Here is a 23,511-nt window from a genome sequence, read left to right on the forward strand (position 1 = left end):
TAATATCGAAATAGTATTAATACATTGATAAGTATACTCAAAAGATTAGAAAGTGAAGGATATCATGGAATATCAAAAATAGAGTATGATGACGGCGCTTATGAAATCAAAGCAACAAATAGTTCCGGTAAACAAGTTAAACTTGATGTAAAATCAACAATAAGTAAAAAGGTTGAATAATTAGCTTATTTTTACTAATTTATAATTTTTTAAGCTTTGAAAATATATTATAATCAACTTGTATATCTTAAACCAATATCAAACAAAAAGGATTTACTAAATGCAATTATCAAGAAGAGTTAAGGCTATGCAAGCCTCTCCTGTACGTAAGTTAGTGCCATATTCTATAGCCGCTCAAAAGCAAGGCAAAAAGGTTTATCACCTAAATATAGGCCAACCTGATATCAAAACTCCTAGTGAGTTTATGGATGCTATCAGAGCTTTTGATGAAGAGACTATCGCATACTCAGTAGCTAACGGCGAGCCTAGCTTAATCAAGGCTATATCAAAATACTACAAAAGATTTGACATGGACTTCACTGAAGATGAAATCCTTATCACAAACGGTGGTTCAGAGGCTCTGATATTTGCTGCTATTGCAATTTGTAACGCTGGTGATGAAATACTTGTACCAGAACCTTTTTATACAAACTATAACGGTTTTACAACTGCTGTTGACGTGGCAATTAAGCCAATCACTACAAAAGCTGAGGAAGGCTTTCATTTACCTTCAAAAGAAGAAATACTTGCATGTGTAACTGACAAAACTCGTGCTATTATGATCTCTAACCCTGGCAACCCTACTGGTGTTGTATACTCCAAAGAAGAGTTAGAAACACTAGCAGAAGTAGCTAAAGAAAAAGACTTATTTATAATAAGTGACGAAGTTTATAGAGAGTTCACTTATGATGGTCTTACTTGTACATCTTTTGGCAATATCAAAGGTGTTGAAGATCGCGTAATCATCGTTGACTCTGTATCTAAGAGATATAGCGCCTGTGGTGCTAGAATCGGCTCTCTTTGTACAAAAAACAAAGACTTCATCAAAGAAGTTACAAAACTGTGCCAAACTAGACTATGCGTACCAACTCTTGAACAAATAGGTTCAGCTGCTCTTTATGAAGTATCAGAAGATTACTTAAAAGAAGTAAACACAGAATACCAAAAAAGAAGAGACATCACTTTTGAAGCTCTTTCAAAAATGGATAATGTAGTTTGTGAAAAGCCTACAGGTGCTTTTTATGTAATTGCAAAACTACCTATTGATGACGCTGAGAAGTTTGCATTATGGTTATTAACAGACTTTGATGATAATAAAGAGACTGTTATGGTCTCTCCTGCTGCAGATTTCTATGCGACTAAAGGTCTTGGTAAAGACGAAATAAGAATTGCATACATCTTAGAAGAAAAGGCTCTTAAAAGAGCTCTAGAACTTCTAGACAAAGCTATTAAAGTTTATAACAATAAATAATTTATTCTCTAAATTCTTCTTATCCTATAATTCCTTACTTAATAAATTCATTATCAATATTGATAATGAATTAACCTAAATATTTCTCTAACTTATAAATATAGCCTACTATACCTAAAGTAGTACCTGAGCAATTAACTTACTGATAAGCCAAGAAATTCTAGCATTTGCGAGATTGGTCAAAGCAACTAAATATATAAATAATCTAAAAAGTAACTACTGTTCTTATATTATTATGCATTTCTTCAAAACCTTTATTAATATCTTCTATCTTAATATTTGAAGTAATGAGGTTATCAATATCAATACGACCATCCATATACCAGTCAACAATCATTGGTACATCTGTTCTACCACGCATACCACCAAAAGCTGAGCCTTTCCAAGTACGGCCTGTCACAAGCTGGAATGGTCGAGTAGAAATCTCTTGTCCAGATCCAGCAACACCTATAATTATACTTTCACCCCAGCCTTTGTGAGCACATTCAAGAGCTTGGCGCATTACTTCAGTGTTACCAATACACTCAAAACTATAATCAGCACCACCACCAGTCAATCTAATAAGGTGTTGCACCAAATCTTCATCAATCTCATTTGGATTAACAAAGTCTGTCATACCATATTTTTCAGCCAATTCTTTTTTATCATTATTAATATCTACACCAACAATTTGCCCTGCTCCAACCAGTTTAGCTCCTTGAATCACATTCAATCCAATCCCACCTAGACCAAATACAACAACGCTTGCACCAGCTTCAACATTAGCCGTCTTAACAACTGCACCAACTCCAGTTGTCACACCACAACCAATATAACAAACCTTATCCAATGGTGCATCCTTACGAATTTTAGCAACCGCTATCTCAGGTAAGACAGTATAGTTTGAAAAAGTTGAGCAACCCATATAATGGAAAATCTCTCTACCGTCTTGTGTTGTAAATCGAGAGCTACCGTCGGGCATTAGACCCTTACCTTGAGTTTCTCTTATTGATTGACACAAGTTAGTTTTTGGATTTAGACAAAAATTACATTCCCTGCATTCTGGCGTATAAAGTGCAATGACATGGTCGCCGGGTTTAACAGAGGTTACATTTTTACCAACTGCTACAACCTCACCAGCACCTTCATGTCCTAATATAGCAGGAAAAAGCCCTTCTGGATCTGCTCCAGATAATGTAAAAGCATCAGTATGGCAAATTCCAGTAGCTTTTATTTCTACTAAAACTTCATCATCTTTTGGTAACGCAACATTTACTATTTCAACAGACAGAGGTGCTCCAGCTTTATATGCAACGGCTGCTTTTGATTTTATAGACATTATTTCTCCAACTATTCAAAAATCTTTATAAGAGTATTTTAGATGATAGGGAGATGATAGGTAAACTTTTTAGAACAATTTTTAAGAATTAATCACGTTTATAGATATCTTCTAAACGAACAATATCATCTTCACCAAGGTAGTCACCCACTTGTACCTCGATTATTTGAATATCACTATCTGTGAAATTTTCTAACCTATGAACTGCTTCTTTAGGAATAAAAACATGTTCTCCAACACCATACTCTCTTACGCTTTTATCGACTGTTATAGTAGGCTTACCTGTCACAACGACCCAATGCTCCGCTCTTTTAAAGTGCTTTTGTAGTGAAAGCTGTCCTTTAGGCTTTACAGTGATTATTTTAGTTTGACTTTTATCTGTAAAATTTATTGTTTGATAAGTGCCCCAAGGACGCTCATAAATCTTACCAACTTCATTTATATTAGACATTTCAACCCCTATATTTATGGTATTCATTAGCTAACTAACATTATCAAATAAAAGTAGTATTAATTCAAGCTCTCACATGATGTAAATTTTAATTGACAAAACAAAAAACAGGTCTATAATTCGCTCACCTCATACATGAAGTACGTGAGAATACAGAAACCATATCTAAGTATTTTTGTATGAGCTTATTGCTTTGATTTACGATAGCAACTAACTATCCACCAAAATTCAAAGCACTAAAAAACCAATAAACTAAAAAAATAAAAATCTGTATTTTCAGGTACTTTGTGTAACTTTTTTGGAGGTGGTGTTATGGCATTAGCTAAAACTCTAAAACCTCGCCACATTGAGCTAATAGCTCTTGGCGGCATCATAGGTTCGTGTTTCTTTTTAGGTACAGGATATGTCCTATCAGAAGTTGGTCCAGCAGCTATCATTGCTTATATATTAGCAGGTATCATAGTGTACTGTGTTACCCTATGCTTAGCTGAGTTAACGGCAAACTCGCCAAATTCTGGTTCATTTATCCACTATACAGCAAAATACGTCTCTCCTTCGATAGCATGTGGTATGGGCTGGTCATACTGGCTTAACTGGATAATTTATATTCCTTCGGAATGTATAGCTGGCGGAATAATCATGCATACATTTTTACCTTCTGTACCAACTTATCTGTGGGCAACTCTGTTTGGGCTATTTATAACAATCATAAACCTTACAAAAGTTAAGCTTTTTGGTGAGATTGAGTTCTGGTTAGCTCTTATAAAAATCATCGCTCTTGGTTTGTTTAGTGTAGTAGCTATACTTATATTTTTTAATATTATCAATAATAATACTGGTGGTGTACTAGGTAGCACTTATATCATTGGTGAAGAGGGTTTTTTTCCCAAAGGAAAATTAATCCTAATCACAACAATGGTCATATTACTAGTAAATTTCCAAGGCTCTGAAATCATTGGATTAGCTGCAAGTGAATCTAGTGATGCAGGAAAGCAAATGCCTAAAATTGCTAAACATGTAGCAATAAGAATTGTAGGATTATATGTAATACCAGTATTCCTATTAGCAACAATTTTTCCTTGGCAACAGATGAGTTTAAGTAACTCTGTATTTGCTACAGCACTACAACACTATCATCTTGACAAGTTTGCCGGAGCATTTGCATTTGTAGTACTTGTAGCTGCATTTTCATGTGCAAATAGTGGCTTCTATGCAGCTGTCCGCTCTCTATATGGGCTATCTAGAATGAGAATGGCTCCTAGTATTTTTAGAAGCTTAAATAGCTCTTCAATACCACATTATGCCGCTTATGTCAGTATAGCTGGGATATGGATATTTTTGATACTTTCATTCAAACTATCTGCCTCTGCTGCATTTACAAACTTACTTGCTATGTCAGGCTTCACAGCTACTATTTGCTGGATTTGTATATGTTGGTCGCAATATAACTTTAGAAAACAAATCATGCAAAAAAATGCGGTTGAAAAAATGATATTCAAAACACCTTTATTCCCCTATATACCTCTTTTTGGAATTTGGATACAAGTATTATGCTTAGCACTAACATTATTTAACGAAGATATAAGAGGAGCTTTCTACTTTGGTGCTCCAGCGATGTTTATCCCTTGTTGTGTGTACTTTTTTATCTCAAAAAGAAAGAGTACAAAGATAATTAAAGAGCCTATTTTTTTGAAAAAGGTATTTTAAGCATACTTAAAAGAGGTTGAGTAACTTTAGAATCTCTATAATTACTTAACCCTATATCCATTTGAATATGCCCTTTCTTAGGTTGAGCGATATAAGTTCCCATAATCTTATCCCACCAAATTAGATTAAATCCGAAGTTAGAGTTTGTTTCAGATGGTATTGTAGAGTGATGTACCCTATGGGTGTCTGGTGTTACCATAAACAATCTCAACAATTCATCAAACGATTTTGGTAAGCGAATATTACCATGATTAAACAACGAAGTACCATTTAGAACAATTTCAAAAATGATAACTGCTAACACAGGTGCTCCTATAAGAAGTATCGCCATAAATTTTATTAACATTGACAAAACTATCTCAACAGGATGAAAACGTAGCCCTGTAGTGACATCATAATCTAAATCAATATGATGAACTTTATGAAATCTCCACAACAATGGTAAATAGTGAAATAGAACATGTTGAAGATATATCGTAAAATCTAGAGCTAAAAAAGCTACTACAATCTTAAACAAAACAGGCATATCAAAAAGATTCAATAACCCTAAATTATATTGCTGACAAAATATCGCTACTCCAACAGCAGCTGTAGGAAATAAGATTCTTAATATTAAAGTATCCAAAAATACTAGCAGTAGATTATTATACCAACGAGAGGCTTTAGAAATCTTTAGCTTGCGCATGGGAGCGACAATCTCCCAAATAGAAATCCCAAAAAGAATCAACAGAAAAAAGCTTAATCTAGCTATAACCTCATAACTCATAGCCTAATCCGTAATAACTCCGCACCACATCCTAGCACCTCCACCACCTAGAGGTTTTGGAGTATCTGAATAATTATCTCCACCTTCATGAATCATCAAACTATGACCCTCTAGTTCTTCTAAAGAATCTAGTCTTGGCGCTACCACAGGCTCAGTCGCTGTACCATCTGCATTTACAACCAATTCTGGTAAATCCCCTTTATGTCCATTGTCATTATAAGGACCAAGATGTTTACCAGTATTATCAGGATCCCAATGCCCTCCTGCAGCCATACCACCATTATCACAACTAGGATTAATATGGATATGCATCCCGTGTACGCTTGATGCTGGCAGATTATATAAATAAGGGGTAATCAGCATACCCTCTTGCTTACCATCATGAATGTAAGGAGATATTGTAACCGTGCCCACTTCTTTTTGAGTTTTAACATCTTTCATATGCACAATCAATTCAAAATCATGGCCACGATCATAAGGCTTCTTCCCAGGCAGAAGTGAACAATCCGCTAACAAAAACGTAAACATACTGACACCTAATAATTTATAAAAATTATACATTTTATATACCTCTAAAAATTGTAGTTCATACACAAATAATCATACAAATATTTATTTTTTTAATCTAGAGTTTAAATTGCAATTAATGTTATCAACTATAAAAATATATATAATCTAAAGTATATAGCTAAGAGGAGAACTTTTATGAACAAAATACTATCAATCATTTTTATGATTATTCCATTAGTTAGCTTTGCAGATACACCTAGTTGGCAAAATTTTGATAAACAAAAAGCCTTAGCTAATCTAAATAAGCAACAATACTATGTGACACAAAAAGGTGGCACTGAAAGAGCATTTAACAACAAATACTGGGACAATCATAAACAAGGTATATACGTAGATGTTGTTTCTGGCGAACCTCTATTTAGCTCAACAGACAAATATGACTCTGGAACTGGGTGGCCAAGCTTCACAAAACCCATAAATAACTCATTCATAGAAACGAAGAGTGATAATAGTTGGTTTATGAATAGAACAGAGGTCCTATCTAAGTATGGAGGATCCCATTTAGGTCATGTTTTTGATGATGGTCCGCAACCTACTGGTAAAAGATATTGTATGAATTCTGCAGCCTTAAGATTTATCCCTAAAGATGAGATGAAGAGTGAGGGTTATGGTAAGTATTTATATCTGTTTAAATAAGTATCTCAATATAAGCATAGTTATTTATTAAAAAATAAATAAGTGCTACTATAAAATTATGTAGTATTCAAACTGGAGTAGGGATAATGAACAATCCATTTTTTGGAGAACTTATTTTCAATATTTCCATTTTGCTTTATTGCATCCAGTTCATACCCCAAATCATTCACAATGTAAGAAACAAAAACTCTTTATCTAACATTAGCATGTTGACACAACTTGGAATATTTATCACTGTACTATGTGATATTATCCAAACTATTAGCTTTGGATATGAGTGGCAATATGCTAGTGTTGCTATAATCTACCTTATAGGAGTGTCTATACAACAATTACAAATATCCATTTTTTGCAAAAAATTGCCAGAGATAATTAACTTTAGCTTTATCATTCTATTTGCAATTGCACTACTTGCTATGGGATCGGATAATGACAGTATCTATAATTTAATAGAATATGTTGGATTTACTGTAAATACACTTTATTGGCTACCGCAAATTTATAAGAATTATAAACAAAAAAGAGCAGATGGTTTTTGCTTAAGCTTTGTCTTAATAGCACTGATTGGGACCAGTCTTTATATTGCTAGTAGCTTTATGCTTTTATCAGAACCTACATTTACACCAAATGCACTAATCATTTTGCCTGCAATAACTATTCTTTTAATACAAAAATTCTATTATAAAAAACCATCTTCACAATAAACATAGTACTTATCTAAACAGGTGGATTTTAATCAATTACAAACATATAATTAAATAGAATATTATTAACTTTAGAATTTGATTATTTATTACTTTTATATGGAACTATCAACCAACACTCAAGAGCTTAGCGAATTAATCTTAAACATATCGCTTATAATATATTTAATACAGTTTGTTCCTCAAATCATTTACAATGCAAAAAATAAGAAATCTCTAGATAATATAAGTATGCTTACTCAGTTTAGCATGCTCATATTCACTCTTTGCTGCATTGTACAAATAGTAGACTTAAATCTCGATTGGAGGCTACTTGTTATCTCTATAGGCTATCTAATTGGAATCACAGTACAACAATTACAGATATCTTTTAACAATAAAAGAATGCCCGAAGTAATTAATTTAATTTTTGTTATGCTTATTACAATTGCAATATTAGCAATTCGATATAAGCCTAGTGCTATATATATGATTACAACTATCATCTCTGTCTCAATATGCTTTGTATATTGGTTACCTCAGACATACAAAAACTACAAGCAAAAACATTTTACAGGGTACTGCTTGTTATTTATTGTGCTGGCATGGCTAGGATCTTTATGTCACTTAATAAACAGTTTCTTACTCTCATCCCCTTTGATCATAAAACTCGGATTAATTGCAATATCTGTAACAATACCTTTATTAGCTTTTCAGAAATTACTATACAGAAACTCTTCGAAGCTAGTTTAAACCAACTACAGAACAAAAAAATAATTCAATCAAGTTTAATACTACATCTTAATAGCCAAAAAAGTTTTTATCTAAAATCAAGATTAGATTAGCTAAATTTACTCATCATTTATGCTATCATAAAAAAATACATCATATATTATTATTAAGTATGTCAGGAAATACTTTCGGTAAAATTTTTACAGTAACGACATGTGGCGAGAGCCATGGTGATTCACTTGCAGCAATTATCGATGGTTGCCCAAGTAATATCCCTCTCTGTGAGGCAGATATACAATTTGAGCTAGATAGGCGTAAGCCAGGTCAATCAAAATTCACAACTCAACGTAAAGAGCCTGATGAGGTTAAAATCATCTCAGGTGTTTTTGAAGGCAAAACAACTGGAACACCGATAGGTCTAATAATAAAGAATCAAGATCAAAAATCAAAAGATTATGGTGAAATAAAAGATAAATTTCGCCCAGGCCATGCTGATTATACATATTTCAAAAAGTATGGGATTCGTGACTATCGTGGTGGAGGAAGGTCTTCTGCTAGAGAGACAGCAATGCGTGTTGCAGCTGGTGCAATAGCAAAAAAAATACTAAAACATAATGGTATTGAGGTTTTTGGTTTCTGCTCCAAAATTGGTGATCTTAAGATCAACTTTATAGAAAAAAACTTTATTAATGAAAATCCATTTTTCATAGCGAATAGAGATGCTATTACAAATTGTGAAAGCTTAATTCACAATATTCGTAAGCAAGGAGACTCGATTGGTGCAGAGGTTACAGTCATCGCTACTGGCTTAGAAGCAGGACTTGGCAGACCAGTTTTTGATAGGCTTGACGCTACTATTGCTTACGCTATGATGAGTATAAATGCTGTAAAAGCTGTAAGTATCGGTGATGGCTTTGACTGTGTTGCTCAAAAAGGTAGTGAACATCGCGATGAAATAACTCAAAATCAAGGTTTCTTAACAAACCATGCCGGTGGAATCTTAGGTGGAATTTCTACAGGGCAAGACATAATTACTAAGCTTGCATTCAAACCAACATCAAGCATTTTACAACCTGGTAAAAGTATAGATGTAAATGGTAATGATACTACAGTTATCACAAAAGGTAGACATGACCCTTGTGTCGGCATTAGAGGTGTTCCTATAGCTGAAGCTATGCTTGCACTAGTTTTGGTTGATGAATTACTAATCACTAACTCTTACGGGAAATAACCATGACACAGGCTGAATTTTGGAATCTCCTAATGGAATGGGGATATTTGGCGGTAATATTGGCAGTCTTTATTGAAGGAGAGATATTTCTTATTATGGTTGGCATCGCCACAGCTGCTGCAATGTTTAGTTATCCCCTAGTTATATTAGCTGCTACAATTGGTGCTATACTTCATGACAATACTATTTTTACAGTTTCTAAGCTTATGGGCGAAAGAATCTTAACAAAAAAAGCTTCATGGCATTACAAAGCCCAAAAAGCTTTAGCAATCTTAGACAAGCATGAAACATTAGCAATTCTAAGCATAAGGTTTTTATATGGTTTAAGAACAGTTACTATTTTGATTGTAGGTATTAGCAAAGTAAAAAGATTTAAATTTATGACTTTAGATGCTATCAGTAGCTTTATTTGGTCAACTATATATATCTCTTTAGGATATATTTTTGGCAACGCTTTATTACAGCTAGTAGATAAAGCTGATATCAAACACTGGATATATGAACACAAATTTCTATCTATACTTATCCTTATTCTTATTTCTAGCATTTCATATTTCATTTATAGAAAAATTCGCTTAAAGGCTAGGAGGCATATAAAATGAGTAGATTAGACCTTCTAAAGAAAGGCTCTTCGAATAGTCAAAAAAAAGCTAATACTAAAAGCAATCCTCGTGGTGGAATGTTAGGTCAAAAACCACAAAAGTCTCAACAAAGTTTAGATGACCTATCTGATGATATTTTACAAGAAGATGATTTTGAAAATGATTTTGAAAATGATTTAGCTGATAATACTACTGATGAATATGAAGTAGATGATGATATTGATGATGAAAATGTAAATATTATTGAAATTGATCTTGGAGATAATAAAGGACTTGACATAGATCCTGAACTTATTGATGAAGATGATGAAAGTAGCGAAGTCCTAGATGAAAATAATATAGACAATGATCAAGTCGAAATAAAAGATGAAGGTGAATCTAGTGAAATTGTAGAAGGACACTCAGATGTTGACTATAGTGAAGATGATATTAAGTTTGAGAAAGAATATATGTTTGATCAACGTGAACAGCTATATAACCACTTCGTAAAACTTATTAAAAATGGTGGAATAGAAATTAGTAGCTCTAAACTATTATATTTACATGATATAGTAAGAGTGTCTGTAACATTATCTGAACTAAAGGAACAAGTAGGTTGTGAGGCTCAAGTTATTTCCGTATTCCCACCAAGTATTACAGTTAATGATAAGAATCCAGAAAAATATCGCTATATTGTACAATTCATTGGTCCTAATGCCTCCGAAACAGAAAGAGTACTATCTAAGTACTTATTAGGTTATAAGGCAAAGTAAATTAAGCTATGGCTAAGCAAAAAACTATATTTATTTGTCAAGAGTGTGGAGCTACTTCTCCTAGATGGCAAGGACAGTGTCACAGCTGTAATCAATGGAACACTTTTGTTGAAGAAATTAAACCTGATTCAAAAAAAACACCCGTAGCTAGATCTGGTTTTGCTGGCAGCATTTCAAAAGCTACAGCACTAGCTGATATCAAAGGCAAAGAGCACTCTAGAATGTCTACGCATATATCCGAATTTGATAGAGTCCTAGGTGGAGGAATTGTTAAGGGGTCTGTAACACTGGTTGGAGGGGAGCCAGGTATAGGCAAATCTTCGATACTTCTACAAATCATGTCTTTTTTATCTTTACAAAAGAAAGTTCTATATGTCAGTGGTGAAGAGTCTCTTGAACAGATAGCGCTACGAGCAGAAAGATTAAATCTTCCAAAAGATAATCTACTAGTAATGTGTGAGACAAACATAGAGCAAATCGCTAGCTATATGATAGAGCATAAACCAGAAGTGGTTGTAGTAGACTCAATCCAAACAATGTATAACCCTGATATATCATCTATGGTTGGTGGTGTATCACAAGTAAGAGAATCGGCAGCGTATATTACTCAAATTGCAAAACAATATCAAATATCTGTTTTTTTGGTAGGACATGTCACTAAATCTGGAGAGGTTGCAGGACCAAGGGTATTAGAGCACATAGTTGATGCTGTAATATTTATAGAGTCCCAAGACAACGGCAGATACCGAATGATGCGTGCCTTAAAAAACAGGTTTGGTGCCGTAAATGAAATCGGTGTCTTTGCAATGACTGATAAAGGAATGAAAGAAGTTAAGAATCCCTCGGCAATATTTCTAAATAATGGTCGTTCAAACTTAATCGGTAGTGTTATAGTTTCAGTTTGGGAAGGTACACGTCCTCTACTTGTTGAGCTACAATCATTAGTTGTCGACAAAAATATCAATCAGCCTCCTCGAAGATTATGTGTAGGTATTGATAGTAACCGTCTAGCAATGATACTAGCAGTTATTCAACGCTATATGCATATTGATTTATATGATAAGGATGTATTTTTAAATGTTGTCGGCGGTATAAAGATTAATGAAACAAGCATTGATTTAGCGCTAATACTGATTATATATTCTAGTATCAAAGAAATTGAGATTCCTGATGATATGCTTATAATGGGTGAAGTTGGCTTATCAGGCGAAATTAGACCGATTCCGTATGGTGTAGAACGAATAAATGAGGCAAAAAAACATGGGTTTAAAAAAATCATCATACCTCAATCAAATTTTTCAAAATCTCTAAAAACAGAAGGCGTTGAGGTCATCGGCATAACAAAACTGAATCAAATTAAAGACATAATAACAGGATAGAAAATGGAATTTTTAGCAAGTATTAATTTTTTAGATATTTTGTTGGTAATCGTAATTTTAATATTAAGTCTATTTGCAGCTGTCAAAGGACTTTTTAAAAACATAGTACTATTAATACTAATGGTATTTGCCGTAATAATGTCAGGTATCTTAGCTCAAAAGGTACAACTTGCGTACATCAATTCATTAATAGAAGATCCTCCAACAGCCTATGTTGTATCATTCATATTAGTTCTAGTCTGTGCATATCTCATAATCTTTGGTGTAATGAAAGTATTTATGCGCAATAACAAAGAAAAGGAAAGCTTATCAAATACACTTTTAGCATTTTTTATAGCTTTAGTGCGTTTTGGCTTTATATTTGCAATTGCCTGCTCAACACTTAATTCTTTCGACTCTGTAAAAGATAATTCACTATGGGAAAATTCTATACTTGTCAAACCATTCGTTAAAGTAGGAGATTATGCATTTAATACAAAAGTAAAAATGCAACAGACAAATCTAAAAGACTATGTACCTAAGCAAGCAGCTGGAGGAGATTAATTTTCATTTTTCAACTGTCTAGTCATAAGTTGTCTGACCATATCTTTGGGATCTACATTCTCATATAAGACTCTATACGTAGCAAATACCAAAGGCATATCGACTCCATGCTTTTGAGCAAGCTTATACACTGCTATAGCAGTAGAATATCCTTCAACAACGTTATTTACTTTATGTAAAGACTCCTCTATAGTCATACCTTGACCTAGGTAGTATCCAAATCTACGGTTACGCGATTGATTGTCTGAACAAGTGAGCAACAAATCACCAAGACAGCTCAAGCCCATAAATGTTTCAACATTAGCTCCGAGTTTAAGTCCTAATTTTTTAATTTCTGCTAGACCTCTTGTAATTAATGCTGCATGAGCATTAACACCAAAATCCATACCAGCAGCAGTACCTGCGGCAATAGCCAAAACATTCTTAACAGCACCACCAACTTGAGCACCTATAATATCAGTAGTTGTATAACACCTAAAATTCTCATTGCTGAAAAGTTTTTGGGTATATTTAGCATATTCAATATCTTTAGATGCTACTACAACAGCAGTTGGAAGCTTATTAGCTACCTCTTTGGCAAAGCTTGGACCAGTTAGTAAAGCGAATTTTGTATTTGGAATAATATCTTCTGCTATTTCACTCAATAGAGCATAAGTATCATGACAAAATCCTTTCGTAGCACTAATAATATTTTGGTGAGGTAATATACAGTCTCTTAGCTCTAAAATAATCTTTTTAAAGCCTGAGCTTGGAGTAGCGACTAATATGTCATCGAAATCATCAATACTAGCCTTCCAGTCTTGTATAGCTGTTAAAGTATCTGGGAATTTTTCTATACTTGGTAAATATTTTTGGTTATTACCTTCTGTAAGCATCTGATCATTATGCTCTTTTTTCCAAGAATTGATTCTTACTTCGTGGCCTTTATAAGCTAACTGTAATGCCAGTGCAGTACCCCAAGCACCAGCCCCTAATACAAGTATATTTTTTTTCATATTAGCCTCTATCAATTATATTTCACTTTCTACTGAATATATTGTAACATTTGCGTCTAATAAAAAAGTATAGTTCGTGGCCAAATATTTAATGAGACGACTACTAGCAGATCTTAAAGAAGTTATTATTCAAAATAATCTAGTAATAAAAATTACCCTTCTTTGCTCAATTACTGCATACGCATACTTTATAGCATCTTGGACAATATCTATTGATACCGAGCTTGCAACATACGGTTTAGGTAATAGTAAGTATCTATACCCATTAGATGTACAATTTTTAAGGCTTGGAAGACCTGTACTTAGTTTAATAGTTTCGATAATTGGAACAGTACCAATTCCTTACTTTAATTCCATATTGGCTTTAGGTTTTATCTTCTGCTCTTATATAGTCTGGATAGTAATACTCAATAACATTAGCAACAATAAACTATCAACAATCATCTTCGGATTGTTTTACCTTATATCTCCGGTATATATTTTTCAACTGAATTTCGTTAACCAAAGTATAGAAATAGGACTAGGTTTTTTATTAAGCTCGCTATCAGTATATTTTTTAGCACAACTTTTCCAAAAAGAAAATTGGCTTACTAACATACTACTTAGTAGTCTTATGATATATTTTGCTCTGGGTATATATCAATCTTTTATAGTTTACTATATAGAAGGTATGATAACTGTGTTGATATTAAACTCCATCAAAAAAAATCTGACTCCTAAAGAGGTAGCTAGCTTTTTTTATTATTCCATTTTCGTGGCTATAATTGCCTTAGTGCTATATTTTATTACAACGCATATATCTTACTTTTTTGTTGGTAAGTCAAATTATCTTACTAATTTTTACGATGGTTGGCATACTACTAACTTAGCAAATCAATTAAGTCTATTATTTAGATATATACTAAACACACTAGATTCAAGCCTTACAATTAGTTACGGCTTATGCTATATCATACTATTAGCATTGATGTTCAAACTTAAAAAACTTGATAGTTTTATAGTTTTAATTGGTATTATTACACCCCTATTACTCCCAATAATCCTTATATCGCCATTGCCATTAAGAATTTTATTTACTATACCACTTAGTATAGCGATGCTAGCGAGTGTTTGTTTTGAAGTATTTAGAAGAAAAAAACTAATATTAATAGTAGCCATAATAATAGCTTTAATAAACTTCAAACAAATATGTCTCTTGACTTACAGTAAAGATATGACACAAGCATATAACCAAAGAACTCTAAATTCTTTATACCAAAACATCTATGATAAAATAGGCACAAAAATATATAATACGGCAATCATTTTCATCGCCTCAAAGCATATTGACAATAGTTACTTTATAAAAACAACTATAAACCAACCCTTTTACTTAAATAGCAATCTTGATTTATTTAGCAGTATATTTCCTGATAGCTCATGGCAAGAAAGTAATCTAAACCATAGAGTTTATTACTTTCTCCACTGGCTGAATGACTACTACAAAATGCCTACAGAGAAACAAATTGATATAGCTAAAAAAATATCAACAAACTTACCAGTATACCCTCAACAAGGCTCTATTTTTAAAAATGACAATAGTATTATCATTAAGCTCAGCAATTAAAAACAATACTTTCTTGTATATAGATTATGACTAATTTCTCTTTTGCACTCTATAGTTGTTAAACTATAAACACTTATATGTTATAAGTTTTTGTTATCAAACTTATACATTTAATATATTTAACTTTATAAGAATATACTGGGATAATACACACATCAAATATTAGAAAGTATTTTAGGTAATAAAAATGAAAAAAATTATGTTTGCGGCAGTATCAATTTTTAGTATTATTTCGGTGTCTAATTCTAATAGCTTACATCAGATAAATAGCTTTTCATCTAAGTCATTTCCAGCACCTGTAATAATATTGGCAGAGTAAAAGCTAATATTTAGTTGTGCTATAACATAGATTCCTTTTATACCTTTTGAATCTTGCCACATGTATTGAAATCTATCTGGATTAATAGCACTCAATCCATAAACTGTTTTCACATTATTAAAATGTGCTGCTGGATCAATCATAAATAATGTATCTTTATCATCATCAATTGTTTTTCCCAACTTCTGATATCCCGATACCAATGTCCAGTGCCCTCCCCAATCAATCCAATCTACAAGTACAGGTACACCTTTGTCTATACTCTCATAAATCAATTTGATATCACCATCAGTAGCATATTTCACATCAAAACCATGCTTTTCTAACCAGTTAGCTATCTGTTGCGCTGTAGTACCATAATCATCATTTGTACCCATTTCTTTAGCTATTTGTAATTCCATTTGATGATCCATTTGAGAATCCTTAAGAACTCCATAATAATTAAGCAAGCTCATAACAGCAGATGGTCCGCAAGTATAATCGGTAGTTTGTTGATGGTCTTTTATGTCTAGTATTTTTATATTCTTATCTGTTGATAAATCAAATGTCTTGACAACATTTTCTATATAAGTCTTATTAGCGTATTCTCCAAAACTATAACTTAGACTCATAGTAAAAATTAAAGTTAATAAAATAAAAATCTCTCTTTTAGACATATCATTTAACCCACCAATTTAGAAATTTGAGAGATTTTAGCATTAACTTTGAAAAAAGAAATTAAAATCTGCTAGATCACTTGAATATAATAAACTTTACGGATAATATTTCGTTAATTCGCGAAATATAGGTTTATGAAAATGAAATTAGCAAACATTGTAGATTTTCAAAAAGCATTAGGTGATGAAACTAGGATTAGAATTCTAATGGTTATATATCAGCATGAACTATGCCTTTGTCATCTAGCTCATATTTTCAAACTTGCAAACTCAACACTATCTAAACATTTAGATATACTTAGACGTAATGGTTTTATACATAAGCGTAAACAAGGCAGATTCCACTACTTTTATTTTAATTCTGCATTCAAAGAGCAGTTAAACTGGCTACTAGACACTCTTAATGATGACGAAATTATTCAAGCCGATCAAAAACTAGTCAAGAACTTAATACAAGAAAATCTAGAGCATTTACCAGAGATACATGCAAAGGAGAGTATTCTATGAGTAAACAATATCAAAGCTTTAAAGTATATGGATTAGACTGTATTGAAGAAGTCAATATTATCAAAAAAGCATTAAGTAAAAAAATCGTCGCTGATAGTATGCAATTTGACCTACTCAACGGTAAATTATCTATTGATAATCAAAATGTTTCTGAAAAAGAAATTATAACTCTAATAAAAAAAGCAGGGTTAAAAGCAACTACTTGGGATGATCATATTACAGAAAGTCAAAACATCAGTTTTTTAACTAAATACTCTCGACTAATTACAACACTACTTAGTGGAGTATTCATCATTTTTGCATACTTGTATCATAGTATAAATCATGGCTTTGTACATGCATTTATAGGTGATGAAAGCATCTCTCAAACAGTTCCTCTTATATCTCAAGCTTCTTACTTGATAACTATTTTATTTGGCAGCTGGTTTGTTTTACCCAAAGCAATCTCTGCTATTAAAAGGCTTGATGCTGATATGAACCTCTTAATGTTAATTGCGATAACTGGCGCAATTATTATTGGTCAATTATTTGAAGCAGCCGTAGTAAGCTTTTTGTTTGCTTTTTCACTTCTGCTTGAATCATGGAGTGTCGCAAATGCCCGATCAGCGATAACAAAGCTTATGAAACTAACTCCAGATACGGCTCTAGTTTATTGTTGTCATGATAAACAATTTGAAGAAAAGCCTCTAGCAGAAATAAACACAGGCAAAACTCTTCTAATAAAACCAGGACAAAGAATTGCTCTAGATGGGATTATACTTAAAGGTAATAGCTATATAAACCAAGCACCTATAACAGGTGAATCTATTCCTGTGGAAAAAACTATTGGTGATCAAGTTTTTGCAGGAAGTATAAATGGAAACTCCGCGATTGAGATAAAAACGACAAGCACTGCTGAAAACTCATCTATTGCAAAAATAATCCAAGCTATTGAACATGCTCAATCAAAACGCTCAAAAACAGAGAAATGGGTTGATAAGTTTGCTAAGATTTACACTCCTACAATGATATTTTTAGCCATTATAATAGCTACTATCCCTCCACTCTTACTAAATGAATCTTGGCTTAAATGGGGCTATGAAGCTTTAGTAATACTAGTTATCGCTTGCCCTTGTGCACTAGTGATATCTACACCAATTTCAATAGTTTCAAGTTTGGCAAAAGCTGCTAGAAATGGAATCTTGATCAAAGGTGGTGAGTTTATAGAAATACCAGCCAAGTTAAAAGCTATTGCCTTTGATAAGACCGGTACATTAACACAAGGCAATCCTTCTATTACAGAAATAATCATCACACAAAATTATTCGCAACAACAATTAATCACCATAGCTGCAAGTCTTGAGAGTTCTATTGATCACCCAATCGCTAAGGCTATTTTAGACTATGCCAAAAATAACAATATAACGTTTACACAGGCGACAAACACTGAGGTTTTAGGTGGTAAAGGAGTAATAGGTAAAGTCAATGAAAGTAGCTTTTGGCTTGGAAACCATGCTTTTGCTCATGAGAAACAACTATGTAATAATGAAGATCTTCATGCACAAGCGATAAAACTTGCAAATAATGGTCAAACATTGGTTTTCATTGGTAGTGATGAAAATATTATTGGTATCATTGCTATACAAGATATGATAAAAAATAATGTCAACAATGCTCTCAAACAACTAAAAAAACTTGGGATTAATCAAACCATCATGCTTACAGGTGATAATACTGCAACAGCTCAGTCCATAGCTACACAAGCTGGAATTGATAAATTCTATGCAGAGCTACTACCTCAAGATAAGGTTGCTAAAGTTGAGGAACTAGCTAATGACTATGAGAATATTGCTATGGTTGGAGATGGTATAAATGATGCTCCTGCGCTAGCAAGATCTAATTTAGGAATTGCGATGGGTACTATAGGTAATGATATCGCAATAGAAACTGCAGATATTGCGCTTATGTCTGATGATATTGCAAAGCTACCTTGGCTTATCAAGCATTCAAAGAAAACATTAAAAATAATAAAACAGAATATAACTTTTGCTATTGCTATAAAAGCGATTTTTATATCTCTTGCAATAACTGATTTAGCTACTTTATGGATGGCAATAGCTGCTGATATGGGAGCTACTCTGATTGTAATTATAAATTCACTCAGATTACTAAAATAAGCTAAATATCATATCTCATCCACAGTGGTAGAAAGCGCTTAATATCATTCATAAACTTAAATAAACCAACATTTAGCTCAACATTACCATTAGGATCTGTTACTTTACGTGGGAATGCTATACCCGCACCAAAAAGCCCTGGTGCTATAATTCCCGTTGTAGGATCATAAACTCTAGCATCGATACTCTCTACACAAGGTATTCTTTGATCAAAACCTACTGCATAAATAACTTTATTATATTCATGTAAATGTTTATTTATCTCTTCACTAGTTGATAAATATCTTTTGACTCGACTATCTAAATTTTGGGAGATATTTTTTCTAACCCATTTAGCTGTCTCACCTTTTAAACCTGAGTTATCGTATAGAATCCAGTCTCCCATATTGATAGCATACTTCAACGGTTGACGATAGAAGTTAGCAACATCTTCAACACCGAGCTCAATTAAATTTCTAATAATTATCATTGCTGAATGAGATGATCCAAATACAGCCACCCTATCACCTTCAATAAGCTCTTTTTTTAACTTAGATGGCGATAATGCTGTAGCAAGATCAATTTCTTTTGTAGTTTCAGGATTATGAATATTCAAAGTTTTAGGTATAGAGCCTGTAGCTAAAACAACTTTCTCAGCCATATAGTTTTCTCTTGCACCATAGAGATTCCATACACCTTGGGCTACTTTCATTTCTGCAATAGTATCTATACTGTAATCAACTTTTTGGAGTAGATTGTCTGTGATATATTGCAAAGGTTCCGCAACATCTTTCAGCTGTGAGAATCCTTGTTTATCGTAATTTTCTAGAGCAAATTTTTGTAACTTTTTTTCAAACTCAAAAGATTTTATATCATTAAGAAATCTCAAAAATAACTCTACCGTTGTATTACTGCTAACTTCTCCCCATTTTTTACCGAAATCACCAACACTGAAATTCGGATCAATCCAAAGTATATTTTTTGCATTTATACCATTATCTAACAACTGCCCAATAGTTGCAATACCAGCAGGACCTGCACCAACCACTGCCCACTTATATTTTATAAAGCTTTCCATAACTAACCTAATTTATTTACCTAAAACATATTATACTCAATCATCAATATACTGTCTTAATAAATCTTATCTATATTGAATATCAGAAAATCTTATAATAAAATCATATAACATAAGCATTACTAAAATATAAATATGCGAATCACATTAAAACAACTACAAGTTTTTGTCAATACTGCAAAATCTGAATCCATTAGTGCTGGTGCTGAAAAATGTTTTATCTCACAAGCTGCTGCAAGCATGTCACTATCTCAACTTGAGAACATGCTCGATACGACATTATTTGATCGTGTTGGCAAAAGAATGAAACTAAATGATAATGGTAAAAACCTACTAGCAAAGGCTATCAAAATTTTAGATGAAATTGAAGAGTTTGAATCATTTAGCTTAAATAGCACTCAATTATCTGGGAAAATAGTTATTGGTGCCAGTACCACAATAGCTAACTATGTATTACCAAAGTATGTAGCAACGTTTAGAAAGTTACATCCAGATACAGATTTTGAAATTATTTCTGGTAATACAAAAGAAATTATAAATAGCGTTGAATCACTAAACTGTGATGTAGGCTTTGTAGAAGGCGAATGTAATAGTAAAACATTAGAGACTTACCTTTGGACAAAAGATAGTCTAAAAGTAATTTGTCGTATTGACCACCCTTTAACTAAGAAAAAAAATATCAAGATAAAAGATCTTTTAGATTATGAGTGGGCAATGAGAGAACAAGGCTCTGGAACATTTGAAATATTTTTCAATGCTCTTGAAGATAAAGTATCAAGCATAAAAAAAGCTATAACTCTACGCAGCTCAGAAGCAATAAAGCAGTATATTGCATATAGCGACTGCTTAGCTTGTATATCTGAAGTAATTACAACTCAAGCTTTAGATACTGCTAAATATTACATACTTGAAACTAAAGAGCTCGATTTATCTAGAAACTTCTACAAACTACTTCACGAGAAAAAATACCACACCGCATTAACACAAGCTTTTTGTAAATTTGTAGAAGATGATATCAAATAGCTAAGATAAAACTTGAAAATCTTAGACTTTGGAGTCATCTTTACATAAGTAACACAAATTCAAATAAACGGAGATAATAAAATGTCTATAGGAATAATTCTACTGATAATTATAGCTATAGCTGCTGTATATATAGTTATGACTTACAACAAACTAATAGCAGAGATCGAAACTGTCAAAAATTCTGAAAAACAAATCGATGTACAACTTGATCGCAGAGCCAAAGTATTTGACTCATTAGTAAATGTTGTTAAAAAATATATGGACTACGAACAAACAACACTAAAGCAAGTTGTAGCACTAAGAAACCAAGCTAATTTAGCTAAAGCAAATGGCGATATTCAAGAAAGAATAAATGCTGAAAATCAGATCTCTGATCTAGCAAAAGGTATAAATGTTCAATTTGAGAACTATCCAGAATTAAAAGCTAATCAAAACGTAATTCAGTTACAAGAGGAAATTACATCTACTGAAAATAAATTAGCTTTTGCTAAACAAGCTCTTAATGACTCAATAGAAAGATACAATGCTCATAAAAAATCCTTCTTTGCTGGGATGGTAGTTAATATCTTCAAGAAGCTAAATGAAGAATTTGTATACTGGAATATCTCAGAAGAGAAAAAACAACAACTAGAAGACTCTAGAGTGGAACTATAAGATGTCAAATACTGATAATCTACAATATGGATCTGTTAACTGGCGTGAAGTTGTTCGTAAAAATACTTATCGCACATATTTTGTCATAGCAACATTCCTAATTGTTTTTTTTCTGCTAGGAATTTTTGTTGATACCTTTTGGCGATATGGTGAGTTTGCGAATGCTTACTATAGTAAATATAGTATTGAGCTACCTATATCGAAAGTATTTTATGCATTAGCAACATTTCAAATACCTCCTTACGCTACTATGATCATATCTGCTATAGCAGTAATTTGGATATTCATCACTTTTAGTATGTATGACAAAATTATGCTATCTGGCACTGAATATCATGAGGTTTCAGCAGATAACCAAGATCCTTTAGCTCGTCGTGTATATAATGTTGTTGAAGAAATGAAAGTAGCTGCGGGTATGCGATATATGCCAAAGGTTTTTTTAATTGATGCCAATTATATGAATGCTTTTGCATCAGGTTACTCTGAAAAGTCCGCAATGGTTGCTATCACAACAAAACTTGCAAATGCTCTTAACCGTGATGAGCTACAAGCTGTTATGGCGCATGAGTTAACTCATATTAGAAATCAAGATATTAAGCTTAACTTATTCACTATGGTTTTATCCAATATGATGCTTATTATTATGGATTTCTTATTTTACTCAGCTCTTTTCTCAGGAAACAATAATAATAGCAACAGCAATAATCGTAACAATAATGCTGCCGTATTTTTTATCATTATTATGATTTTAAGATATGTGTTACAAATTTTCACAATATTTATGATGCTATTCTTGAGTCGTACAAGAGAGTATATGGCAGATGCTGGAGCAGTTGAGCTAATGCGTACAAATGTACCAATGGCAAATGCTCTACTAAAGATTGCTGGCGATAGTAAAACAGCAGAAGCTCAATATAGCTATAAGCATAATAAAAATGAAAATCTCCGTCGTGCGTCATATATCTTTGATCCACTAAGTGCTGGTATAGGCAGTGGAGATATGTCTGATATGTTCTCTACTCATCCATCTATCGAAAAAAGACTTGCTTCGATTGGAGTCAAATCCAAGTAAAACAAAAACTATCCTTTAATATTTTTTTTAATCTATTTTCACCTAAAAATAAGATATAATAATAAGACATACAAACAAACTACTCCTCTATATGAATATAAAAACTCAACATAATGGTTTTACTATAGTTGAGTTAATTATAACTATAGCAATAATTACTATCTTAGCAACTCTTGGTTATGCAACATACTCTGATTACATAATTAAGACAAAAATAGCTACTGAAGTGTCTGTATTAACAGCACGCGCAAAAGAAATATGGGACTTTAAAAAAGATAATAAAAACTTTTACCTTGAAGGTGATTACTCTGAAGTTAATGAGTATGCAGCTCTTACGAAAAATATCGGTACAGCTGGGGGAAGTGGCATAGTAAATGGATATGCTGAGATTATGGTACGCCCAGAAAGTGTACCAACAGATATGGTAAGATGGAGGTGTGTAGTTGCAGGCAATACTCTAAATGAATCTAACATACCAGAGCATTGTATACTTGGTCTCTGTACACGATAATTTTTTCATATTTTAAGTTCCTTAGTAGTTTTATTGAATATTTTGAGACACAAGGAGAAATCATTGCTATAAAATCCAATTTTTTGAATAGCATTTACAATCATGTCTAGT

At 32.7% G+C, this 23,511-nt stretch carries 24 protein-coding genes and 1 pseudogene; 18 read left to right on the forward strand and 7 right to left on the reverse strand.

Going from position 1 to position 23,511, the window contains the following annotated elements; translation table 11 throughout:
- The first annotated feature begins 24 nt into the window (after positions 1-24).
- Both F3D57_RS04045 and F3D57_RS04050 read left to right on the forward strand, forming a co-directional pair.
- Positions 25-180, forward strand: coding sequence for a PepSY domain-containing protein (locus tag F3D57_RS04045; RefSeq protein ID WP_191092348.1), 156 nt, complete (start codon positions 25-27; stop codon positions 178-180).
- Between the two features lie 100 nt (positions 181-280).
- Positions 281-1,471 carry a pyridoxal phosphate-dependent aminotransferase gene (locus tag F3D57_RS04050; protein ID WP_146421840.1) on the forward strand — a complete coding sequence of 397 codons (1,191 nt, stop codon included), beginning with the start codon at positions 281-283 and terminating at the stop codon, positions 1,469-1,471.
- A 205-nt stretch (positions 1,472-1,676) separates the two neighbouring features.
- Here F3D57_RS04050 and F3D57_RS04055 read toward each other — a convergent pair whose 3' ends face one another.
- Both F3D57_RS04055 and F3D57_RS04060 read right to left on the reverse strand, forming a co-directional pair.
- The gene (locus F3D57_RS04055) at positions 1,677-2,789 is read right to left on the reverse strand and encodes an S-(hydroxymethyl)glutathione dehydrogenase/class III alcohol dehydrogenase (RefSeq protein WP_013922200.1); all 1,113 of its coding nucleotides are present in this window, start codon (positions 2,787-2,789) and stop codon (positions 1,677-1,679) included.
- 88 nt (positions 2,790-2,877) lie between these two features.
- A complete protein-coding gene (locus tag F3D57_RS04060; protein WP_149367868.1) occupies positions 2,878-3,240 on the reverse strand; it encodes a phosphomannose isomerase type II C-terminal cupin domain in 363 nt (120 codons plus the stop codon).
- A gap of 312 nt (positions 3,241-3,552) precedes the next feature.
- Between F3D57_RS04060 and F3D57_RS04065 the strand changes: the two genes are divergently transcribed.
- Positions 3,553-4,947, forward strand: coding sequence for an amino acid permease (locus F3D57_RS04065; protein WP_150465293.1), 1,395 nt, complete (start codon positions 3,553-3,555; stop codon positions 4,945-4,947).
- Here the strand turns inward: F3D57_RS04065 and F3D57_RS04070 are convergent.
- Positions 4,922-5,713, reverse strand: coding sequence for a sterol desaturase family protein (locus F3D57_RS04070; RefSeq protein ID WP_150465294.1), 792 nt, complete (start codon positions 5,711-5,713; stop codon positions 4,922-4,924). The two genes, F3D57_RS04065 and F3D57_RS04070, sit on opposite strands and share 26 nt — an antisense overlap.
- A gap of 3 nt (positions 5,714-5,716) precedes the next feature.
- Entirely contained in the window at positions 5,717-6,274 is a 558-nt protein-coding gene (locus F3D57_RS04075; RefSeq protein ID WP_150465295.1) for a superoxide dismutase family protein, read from the reverse strand.
- A gap of 144 nt (positions 6,275-6,418) precedes the next feature.
- Here F3D57_RS04075 and msrB point away from each other — a divergent pair, with 144 nt between their 5' ends.
- The 8 genes from msrB (at position 6,419) to F3D57_RS04115 (ending at position 12,841) form a co-directional block, all read left to right on the forward strand.
- Positions 6,419-6,919: a peptide-methionine (R)-S-oxide reductase MsrB gene (msrB, locus tag F3D57_RS04080; RefSeq protein WP_150465296.1), complete on the forward strand. Its 501-nt coding sequence runs from the start codon at positions 6,419-6,421 to the stop codon at positions 6,917-6,919.
- Between the two features lie 86 nt (positions 6,920-7,005).
- Positions 7,006-7,623 (forward strand): PQ-loop repeat-containing protein, encoded by a 618-nt coding sequence (locus tag F3D57_RS04085; RefSeq protein ID WP_150465297.1) that lies wholly within the window; start codon positions 7,006-7,008, stop codon positions 7,621-7,623.
- A gap of 99 nt (positions 7,624-7,722) precedes the next feature.
- Positions 7,723-8,355 (forward strand): PQ-loop domain-containing transporter, encoded by a 633-nt coding sequence (locus F3D57_RS04090; protein ID WP_150465298.1) that lies wholly within the window; start codon positions 7,723-7,725, stop codon positions 8,353-8,355.
- Between the two features lie 151 nt (positions 8,356-8,506).
- Positions 8,507-9,565 (forward strand): chorismate synthase, encoded by a 1,059-nt coding sequence (aroC, locus tag F3D57_RS04095; protein ID WP_150465299.1) that lies wholly within the window; start codon positions 8,507-8,509, stop codon positions 9,563-9,565.
- 2 nt (positions 9,566-9,567) lie between these two features.
- Entirely contained in the window at positions 9,568-10,167 is a 600-nt protein-coding gene (locus tag F3D57_RS04100) for a DedA family protein (RefSeq protein ID WP_041263593.1), read from the forward strand.
- Complete coding sequence (locus F3D57_RS04105; protein WP_150465300.1) at positions 10,164-10,919, forward strand: PilZ domain-containing protein; 756 nt, start codon at positions 10,164-10,166, stop codon at positions 10,917-10,919. Before F3D57_RS04100 ends, F3D57_RS04105 begins: the two co-directional genes overlap by 4 nt.
- 8 nt (positions 10,920-10,927) lie before the next feature.
- Positions 10,928-12,298 (forward strand): DNA repair protein RadA, encoded by a 1,371-nt coding sequence (gene radA / locus F3D57_RS04110; protein ID WP_150465301.1) that lies wholly within the window; start codon positions 10,928-10,930, stop codon positions 12,296-12,298.
- Positions 12,299-12,301: 3 nt separating this feature from the next.
- A complete protein-coding gene (locus F3D57_RS04115; RefSeq protein WP_044525650.1) occupies positions 12,302-12,841 on the forward strand; it encodes a CvpA family protein in 540 nt (179 codons plus the stop codon).
- Here the strand turns inward: F3D57_RS04115 and F3D57_RS04120 are convergent.
- A complete protein-coding gene (locus tag F3D57_RS04120; RefSeq protein WP_146421828.1) occupies positions 12,838-13,836 on the reverse strand; it encodes an NAD(P)H-dependent glycerol-3-phosphate dehydrogenase in 999 nt (332 codons plus the stop codon). The genes F3D57_RS04115 and F3D57_RS04120 overlap by 4 nt on opposite strands.
- 91 nt (positions 13,837-13,927) lie before the next feature.
- On the opposite strand from F3D57_RS04120, the gene F3D57_RS04125 reads away from it, so the two are divergent.
- Positions 13,928-15,442, forward strand: a complete 1,515-nt coding sequence (locus F3D57_RS04125) for a glucosyltransferase domain-containing protein (RefSeq protein ID WP_150465302.1) — start codon at positions 13,928-13,930, stop codon at positions 15,440-15,442.
- Positions 15,443-15,778: 336 nt separating this feature from the next.
- Here the strand turns inward: F3D57_RS04125 and F3D57_RS04130 are convergent.
- Positions 15,779-16,417 (reverse strand): annotated as a pseudogene (locus F3D57_RS04130) (C39 family peptidase); the annotation flags it as partial.
- Between the two features lie 141 nt (positions 16,418-16,558).
- Between F3D57_RS04130 and F3D57_RS04135 the strand changes: the two are divergent.
- Positions 16,559-16,924 carry an ArsR/SmtB family transcription factor gene (locus F3D57_RS04135; protein WP_150465303.1) on the forward strand — a complete coding sequence of 122 codons (366 nt, stop codon included), beginning with the start codon at positions 16,559-16,561 and terminating at the stop codon, positions 16,922-16,924.
- Complete coding sequence (locus F3D57_RS04140; protein WP_150465304.1) at positions 16,921-19,080, forward strand: heavy metal translocating P-type ATPase; 2,160 nt, start codon at positions 16,921-16,923, stop codon at positions 19,078-19,080. Before F3D57_RS04135 ends, F3D57_RS04140 begins: the two co-directional genes overlap by 4 nt.
- A gap of 1 nt (position 19,081) precedes the next feature.
- Here F3D57_RS04140 and F3D57_RS04145 read toward each other — a convergent pair whose 3' ends face one another.
- A complete protein-coding gene (locus F3D57_RS04145) occupies positions 19,082-20,137 on the reverse strand; it encodes an FAD-dependent oxidoreductase (RefSeq protein WP_150465305.1) in 1,056 nt (351 codons plus the stop codon).
- A 135-nt stretch (positions 20,138-20,272) separates the two neighbouring features.
- Here F3D57_RS04145 and F3D57_RS04150 point away from each other — a divergent pair, with 135 nt between their 5' ends.
- The 4 genes from F3D57_RS04150 to F3D57_RS04165 all read left to right on the forward strand — a co-directional run bounded on the left by F3D57_RS04150 (position 20,273) and on the right by F3D57_RS04165 (position 23,400).
- The gene (locus F3D57_RS04150; protein WP_150465306.1) at positions 20,273-21,160 is read left to right on the forward strand and encodes a LysR substrate-binding domain-containing protein; all 888 of its coding nucleotides are present in this window, start codon (positions 20,273-20,275) and stop codon (positions 21,158-21,160) included.
- An 81-nt stretch (positions 21,161-21,241) separates the two neighbouring features.
- Positions 21,242-21,817: a LemA family protein gene (locus F3D57_RS04155; protein WP_012279935.1), complete on the forward strand. Its 576-nt coding sequence runs from the start codon at positions 21,242-21,244 to the stop codon at positions 21,815-21,817.
- A 1-nt stretch (position 21,818) separates the two neighbouring features.
- The gene (htpX, locus tag F3D57_RS04160; protein WP_150465307.1) at positions 21,819-22,889 is read left to right on the forward strand and encodes a zinc metalloprotease HtpX; all 1,071 of its coding nucleotides are present in this window, start codon (positions 21,819-21,821) and stop codon (positions 22,887-22,889) included.
- 91 nt (positions 22,890-22,980) lie between these two features.
- Positions 22,981-23,400 carry a prepilin-type N-terminal cleavage/methylation domain-containing protein gene (locus tag F3D57_RS04165; protein ID WP_150465308.1) on the forward strand — a complete coding sequence of 140 codons (420 nt, stop codon included), beginning with the start codon at positions 22,981-22,983 and terminating at the stop codon, positions 23,398-23,400.
- Positions 23,401-23,511 lie beyond the last annotated feature (111 nt).

The organism is Francisella sp. SYW-2, from assembly GCF_008711475.1.
GTDB lineage: Bacteria > Pseudomonadota > Gammaproteobacteria > Francisellales > Francisellaceae > Francisella > Francisella salimarina.

What these genes read in the sequence shown, in the direction of transcription:
- F3D57_RS04050 (WP_146421840.1), top strand. Translation starts at nt 281, where the DNA reads ATGCAATTATCAAGAAGAGTTAAGGCTATGCAAGCCTCTCCTGTACGT.
- F3D57_RS04055 (WP_013922200.1), bottom strand. Translation starts at nt 2,789, where the DNA reads ATGTCTATAAAATCAAAAGCAGCCGTTGCATATAAAGCTGGAGCACCT.
- F3D57_RS04060 (WP_149367868.1), bottom strand. Translation starts at nt 3,240, where the DNA reads ATGTCTAATATAAATGAAGTTGGTAAGATTTATGAGCGTCCTTGGGGC.
- F3D57_RS04065 (WP_150465293.1), top strand. Translation starts at nt 3,553, where the DNA reads ATGGCATTAGCTAAAACTCTAAAACCTCGCCACATTGAGCTAATAGCT.
- F3D57_RS04070 (WP_150465294.1), bottom strand. Translation starts at nt 5,713, where the DNA reads ATGAGTTATGAGGTTATAGCTAGATTAAGCTTTTTTCTGTTGATTCTT.
- F3D57_RS04075 (WP_150465295.1), bottom strand. Translation starts at nt 6,274, where the DNA reads ATGTATAATTTTTATAAATTATTAGGTGTCAGTATGTTTACGTTTTTG.
- msrB (WP_150465296.1), top strand. Translation starts at nt 6,419, where the DNA reads ATGAACAAAATACTATCAATCATTTTTATGATTATTCCATTAGTTAGC.
- F3D57_RS04085 (WP_150465297.1), top strand. Translation starts at nt 7,006, where the DNA reads ATGAACAATCCATTTTTTGGAGAACTTATTTTCAATATTTCCATTTTG.
- F3D57_RS04090 (WP_150465298.1), top strand. Translation starts at nt 7,723, where the DNA reads ATGGAACTATCAACCAACACTCAAGAGCTTAGCGAATTAATCTTAAAC.
- aroC (WP_150465299.1), top strand. Translation starts at nt 8,507, where the DNA reads ATGTCAGGAAATACTTTCGGTAAAATTTTTACAGTAACGACATGTGGC.
- F3D57_RS04100 (WP_041263593.1), top strand. Translation starts at nt 9,568, where the DNA reads ATGACACAGGCTGAATTTTGGAATCTCCTAATGGAATGGGGATATTTG.
- F3D57_RS04105 (WP_150465300.1), top strand. Translation starts at nt 10,164, where the DNA reads ATGAGTAGATTAGACCTTCTAAAGAAAGGCTCTTCGAATAGTCAAAAA.
- radA (WP_150465301.1), top strand. Translation starts at nt 10,928, where the DNA reads ATGGCTAAGCAAAAAACTATATTTATTTGTCAAGAGTGTGGAGCTACT.
- F3D57_RS04115 (WP_044525650.1), top strand. Translation starts at nt 12,302, where the DNA reads ATGGAATTTTTAGCAAGTATTAATTTTTTAGATATTTTGTTGGTAATC.
- F3D57_RS04120 (WP_146421828.1), bottom strand. Translation starts at nt 13,836, where the DNA reads ATGAAAAAAAATATACTTGTATTAGGGGCTGGTGCTTGGGGTACTGCA.
- F3D57_RS04125 (WP_150465302.1), top strand. Translation starts at nt 13,928, where the DNA reads ATGAGACGACTACTAGCAGATCTTAAAGAAGTTATTATTCAAAATAAT.
- F3D57_RS04135 (WP_150465303.1), top strand. Translation starts at nt 16,559, where the DNA reads ATGAAATTAGCAAACATTGTAGATTTTCAAAAAGCATTAGGTGATGAA.
- F3D57_RS04140 (WP_150465304.1), top strand. Translation starts at nt 16,921, where the DNA reads ATGAGTAAACAATATCAAAGCTTTAAAGTATATGGATTAGACTGTATT.
- F3D57_RS04145 (WP_150465305.1), bottom strand. Translation starts at nt 20,137, where the DNA reads ATGGAAAGCTTTATAAAATATAAGTGGGCAGTGGTTGGTGCAGGTCCT.
- F3D57_RS04150 (WP_150465306.1), top strand. Translation starts at nt 20,273, where the DNA reads ATGCGAATCACATTAAAACAACTACAAGTTTTTGTCAATACTGCAAAA.
- F3D57_RS04155 (WP_012279935.1), top strand. Translation starts at nt 21,242, where the DNA reads ATGTCTATAGGAATAATTCTACTGATAATTATAGCTATAGCTGCTGTA.
- htpX (WP_150465307.1), top strand. Translation starts at nt 21,819, where the DNA reads ATGTCAAATACTGATAATCTACAATATGGATCTGTTAACTGGCGTGAA.
- F3D57_RS04165 (WP_150465308.1), top strand. Translation starts at nt 22,981, where the DNA reads ATGAATATAAAAACTCAACATAATGGTTTTACTATAGTTGAGTTAATT.